The following is a 4,628-nucleotide window of genomic DNA, read 5'->3' as shown; positions in this document are numbered from 1 at the left end:
AGCGCCTCGAAGCGGCTGCGCGCGGCGCCGCGCAAGGTTCCCAGCACGTATTCCGAGGCCAGGCGCTCGGCCCGTTCGGGGCGCGAGTAATCCATGTCATCAACTCCTTGTGGACATGTCGCCCATGCTGGTCATCCCGCTGCCGAACCTGCCACCCAGCTCGCCGATCGCCAGGCACTTCTGCAGCGCCAGCAGGCCGCGCCGCAACCAGCTCTTCACCGTGCCCAGCGGCTGCCCCAGGTGCTGGGCCACTTCGGCATGCGTGAGCCCGTCGTAGAAGGCCAGCGCCAGGCTTTGCCGCTGGTCGTTCTGCAAGCTGCCCATGCAGCCGCGCACCGCCCGCGCCTGCAGCGCCTGCTCCATCAGGTCCACCGGGCCGGGGCCGTCTCCTGCGACCTGCTCCAGCGGGTCGCTGTCGTCGCCTTCGGCCAACGCGCTGGCAGGCGGCGATACGGTGCGCACCGGATCGGCCTTCTGCCGGCGCAGGCTGTCGATGGCCGCGTGGCGCGCCAGGCTGTACAGCCAGGTCATGGGCTGCGCACGCTCGGCATCGAACCCGCGCGCCGCGCCCCAGACCTTCACGAACACCTCCTGCAGCACCTCCTCGGCCCGGCCACGGTCGGGCTGGATGCGCAGGACCACGCCCAGCAGGCGCGCCGCCGTCGCGTCGTACAAGGCCCGGAACGCCGCCCGGTCGCCCAGGGCGATGCGGGCCATCAAGGCCGCCAGCTCGGCGGCAGAGGAAGAAGCAGTGGCAACAGGCATCGGGCGACGATACAGGCGGTGTGTTCAGTTGACCATCGGCAATGCGCGCCAGCCTCGGCTCAGCGACGCTGGCGCGGCGTGAAGTTCAGCGTCGCCACCACATTCGTCGGGGTTGCCGTCTGCTGCGCGTGCAGCACCGGCTGCTCCACCAGTTGCTGCGAGTGCCAGACGGCCACGTCCACCGCGCCTTCGGGCACATCGTCCAGCGTGACCACGCCGTCCTTGCCCGTCACGCCGTACCAGGGCGATTCGGCCACGTAGATGCTGGCCTGCATGCGCGAGTGCAGGTAGCAGCCGAGCTGGATCGGACCGGCACCGCCTTGCAGCACGACTTCCGGCGAAGCGGCGGGCGGCTTGTTCGCATCGGCACCCGCAATGCGGAACTCGAAGCTCTGCCCCTCTGTACCGCGCACATGGTGGTCGAACGAATCGCGGTTGGTCAGCTTGATCTTCGTGCCGGGCGTGACGATGACCATCGCCGGCACGAAGCGCACGCCCTGCTGGGCGATCTCCACCGTGGGCACCGGCGAAGCCCGTCCCGGCTTGCTGCGCGAGCTGACGACGACCGCGACGTCCGGCACCGGCTGGCCGGTGGTGTCGACAACGCGCACCGTCATCGAGGCGGCCTGGGCGGCCGAGAGCGCTGCACCCAACAGCAGGCCGGCGAAGGAGAGGCGGGGGAAGCGGGCGTTCATGGCGTCTCGATGATGTCGCGGTGCATCGGCGCCAGCCGGGCCAGCAGCTGGTTCTGGACGGAAAACGGAATGTGGCGGGCCGCCATGGCCGCCTGCAGGTCCTCGACCAGCGCGTGGAAATCGGCCTTGCTGATGCCCATCTCCTGGTGCACCGTTTTCATGTCGACGCCGGCGTAGCGGCACGGGCCACCCAACAGCTGGCAGAACTGGTCGGCCAGCTGCTTGGCCAGCGCAGCGCGGTTGGTCTTCTCGAAGAAGCCGGCAATGCGCGGGTCCGACGAGACACGGTCGACCAGGTCGGTGCTCAGCGCCAGCAGGCCGGCCTGCTCACCAAAGGACTGATAGAGCTCCGACGTGGCGGCGGACTGGGCACCCGCTTGCGCGGCGGCAAAGCTGCCTGCGAGGGCAAGGGCCAGGACGCGCACGGTGCGAAGAGAGGACGCATGGAAAGGCATGGGATCTCCGGAAGGAAGGGCGTCAGAACGCCAGCTGGGCCGAGAGGTAGGCGCCCGTCTGCCGGCGCGGCTGCACCGCGGGCGCGATGCGCCCCAGGTCCACCCAGGCCAGCGTCAACGAGGCATGCTTGTTGGGCGCCCAGGCCACGAACAAGTCTTTCCAGTCGTCTTCCTTCAAGGCACCGTCACCCAGCGCCGAATGGTTCAGCGCGTCCGGCTTGGCCTTGTATTCAGCGCCCACCGCCCATTGCGGACTCAGCAGCCAGGCCACCGCGACCTCGGGCTGCAGGTGCCAGTCCTTGTCCTGCGCACCGCCGAAGCCGAGCAGGCCATCCTGGTTGGCCTTGGTCATGCGCAGCGTGCCGTTAACCAGCAGGCCTTGCGCCAGCAGCAGCTTGGTGGCGCTGAGGTAGAGCTCGGTGCCATGCGTCTTGGCGCCCAGCGCGCCGGTCAGCGTGGGCGCCAGCGCGCCGCTGTCCACGTGGTGGTAGACCGCCCCCACGGCGACCTGGGGCGTCCAGGTGTCGCTGTCCAGCACCGCGTCGCCCGCGACACGGACTTTCACGCCCAGCAGGTTCTGCCGCAGGCGCAGGCCGTCCAGGCCCAGCGGGGCCAGGTTGTCTTCGGTGTCGAAGTCCTGCCGGGCCACGGTGAATTCCACCCGGTCGCTCCAGGTGAGGCCGGCGCCAAACACCTTGAGCCGGTAGTCCTGCGTCTTCACGCCGGTCACGAAGGCCGAGCCGCCCCATTCGCCGTCCGTGCCGTAGCCGGTGGTCAGCGCCCACGGCACCAGGCCGCCGCCGCCCACGCCGTCGATCGTGCTGACGCCGCCGGTCAGCAGCAGTTTGCCGCCCTCGGCATGGGCCGTCAGCGGCAGGGCCAGCATTGCCAGTGCGGACATTGCAGCCAGCCACGGCTGGGGCGCCCGCCTGGGGCGGCCTCGGTTGCATCCTCTGGTCATGGCAACTCTCCTATTGGGGTTGGGTTGGGAATGGCCTCACTTCGGAGCCTTCTCCATCCTTGCTTGTACGCAGCCCAACCGGATCTGGATGCAGCGCCTGGCCACCCGCGGCTAAATTCCCCGCCAAGCCGGCACAAGCGCACGCAGCTTATGCTGGGCATCACAGCCTGCCCCCGCCAGCAAACCCGAAGGAAAGCCATGGACGCCAAGGAATTGCGCCAGCGACTGATCCGCAACATCGACGAGCAACTGACCGGCCCGGCGGCCGAGCGGCAGATGCGCCCGCCGCGCTACGAAAGCCTGTTCGCCAGCCTGTCTGGCGGCACGGTGGCCAGGCAGCTGGGCGCCGGCGTGGACATGGTGCCGCCCGGCAAGCAGAGCTGCCCCTACCACCTGCACCATTCGCAGGAGGAGATGTTCGTGATCCTCGAAGGCCGCGGCACGCTGCGCGTGGCCGGCGAGTTGCTGCCGGTGCGCGCCGGCGACGTGATCTTCATCCCGGCCGGCCCCGAGTACCCGCACCAGCTGATCAACACTTCGGACGCGATGCTGAAGTACATGTCCATCAGCACCCAGCAGAAACCGGAGATCTGCGAGTACCCGGATTCCGGGAAAGTGCAGGCCTGGGCCGCCGGCGTCAAAGTGGTGCAGCGCCCCGCGGACGCACTCGACTACTGGGACGGCGAACCCTAGGAATGGGGCAAGTTCAGCGCTGGCGCGGCCTCAGGAAGGCTGGCGACCCAGCAGTTCCTGCGCGTTGCTGATCAGCTTGTCGGCGATCTTGCCGGCGTTGACCTCGAACTTGCCGTCGCGGATGGCTTGCGCCATGCGCTGGACCTTCTCGGTGTCGAAGGTCGCGTCGGTCGGGGCGTTGCGCAGCTCGCTGGCGGTGGACGAGATGGCCACTTCGGCACTCACAGGTTCCGCTGCGGCGCTGCCCGATTTTTTGTCGGTGCCAGCGGCCTTGCGGTCGTTGACCAGCTGGCTGATGCCAGGCTGGCTGTCGGGGGAACCGATCTTCATGATGTTGCTCTCCTGCTGGCCCGGGGAAACTCCAGGGATCCGGTGCACTTGGGTGCTGTATCGGAACACTTTGGCGGGACTTTAGCCATTTCGAATCGAGAAAAGCGGGTTTTCACAAGGCCACTTCGACCAATCGGTCGGCCACCGCGCGGCCCATCAAGACCTTGCCGGCCTCGGTGCGCACGCGAATGGTCTGGCCCTCTATGCCCGGGTTCATGGCCTGGGCTTCGGTGGCGATGGCCCAGCCGGCACCGCCGGCCACCACCTTCACCGTCTCGCCAGCGGCAAACCACTGGCGTGCCTTGAGGTCTGGCGGGCGCAGCGCGCTGCCGGCGGCCATGCCGCGCTGCAGCGAGCGGCCCACCAGGCCATTGGCTTCGGCAACCGGCATGCCGGTGCCGGCGGCCAGGTCGACCTCGGCTTCCATCAGGTGGCTGGCCAGCAGCACGGTGCCGGCGGGCAGGGCGTCGCGCAGCACCATCGCGGTCCGCCAGACGTGCACCGTCAGCGGCAGGCTGACGTTCCAGGCCTTGCTGCCCTGCACGCATTTCAGGCCGATGCGGGTGCGGCCCCAGGTCGGCAGGCCAGGCGGCAGATAGGGTTCGATCTTCTGGCAAGGCGCCAGGCGCAGCCGAGGGTCCAGCGCGCCGACCTCGATCTCCACGCGGGTGTTCTTGTTGCCGCTGCCCAGCACCGCGCTGTCGTGCGCCAGCTGCTGGATGCGGCCGC

General features: G+C 68.9%; 7 protein-coding genes. 1 reads left to right on the top strand and 6 read right to left on the bottom strand.

What is annotated here, in order from left to right:
- Positions 1-99: 99 nt before the first annotated feature.
- From FKP22_RS21660 to FKP22_RS21645, 4 genes are read right to left on the bottom strand one after another with little or no spacing between them, the layout of a single operon-like run.
- Positions 100-765 carry a sigma-70 family RNA polymerase sigma factor gene (locus FKP22_RS21660; protein WP_141289762.1) on the bottom strand — a complete coding sequence of 222 codons (666 nt, stop codon included), beginning with the start codon at positions 763-765 and terminating at the stop codon, positions 100-102.
- Positions 766-824: 59 nt separating this feature from the next.
- Positions 825-1,460, bottom strand: coding sequence for a cupredoxin domain-containing protein (locus FKP22_RS21655; RefSeq protein ID WP_141289761.1), 636 nt, complete (start codon positions 1,458-1,460; stop codon positions 825-827).
- Positions 1,457-1,915 carry a group I truncated hemoglobin gene (locus FKP22_RS21650; protein ID WP_141289760.1) on the bottom strand — a complete coding sequence of 153 codons (459 nt, stop codon included), beginning with the start codon at positions 1,913-1,915 and terminating at the stop codon, positions 1,457-1,459. The genes FKP22_RS21655 and FKP22_RS21650 overlap by 4 nt, the downstream gene beginning before the upstream one ends.
- A 22-nt stretch (positions 1,916-1,937) precedes the next feature.
- Positions 1,938-2,816 carry a DUF3034 family protein gene (locus FKP22_RS21645; protein ID WP_231010465.1) on the bottom strand — a complete coding sequence of 293 codons (879 nt, stop codon included), beginning with the start codon at positions 2,814-2,816 and terminating at the stop codon, positions 1,938-1,940.
- Positions 2,817-3,074: 258 nt separating this feature from the next.
- Between FKP22_RS21645 and FKP22_RS21640 the strand changes: the two genes are divergently transcribed.
- On the top strand, positions 3,075-3,569 hold the full coding sequence (locus tag FKP22_RS21640) for a cupin domain-containing protein (RefSeq protein ID WP_141289758.1): 495 nt from the start codon (positions 3,075-3,077) through the stop codon (positions 3,567-3,569).
- A gap of 30 nt (positions 3,570-3,599) precedes the next feature.
- Here FKP22_RS21640 and flgM read toward each other — a convergent pair whose 3' ends face one another.
- Together flgM and flgA are read right to left on the bottom strand one after the other, a co-directional pair.
- Positions 3,600-3,899 (bottom strand): flagellar biosynthesis anti-sigma factor FlgM, encoded by a 300-nt coding sequence (flgM, locus tag FKP22_RS21635; protein WP_141289757.1) that lies wholly within the window; start codon positions 3,897-3,899, stop codon positions 3,600-3,602.
- A 112-nt stretch (positions 3,900-4,011) separates the two neighbouring features.
- Positions 4,012-4,628: flagellar basal body P-ring formation chaperone FlgA (flgA, locus tag FKP22_RS21630; RefSeq protein ID WP_310733355.1), on the bottom strand; the 617-nt coding region annotated here is incomplete at its 5' end.

Origin of the sequence: Ideonella azotifigens, from assembly GCF_006519715.1 — a bacterium.
Lineage (GTDB): Bacteria > Pseudomonadota > Gammaproteobacteria > Burkholderiales > Burkholderiaceae_C > Ideonella > Ideonella azotifigens.
The sequence above is the reverse complement of the archived record's forward strand: the minus strand, read 5'-3'. Positions and strand labels throughout refer to the sequence as shown.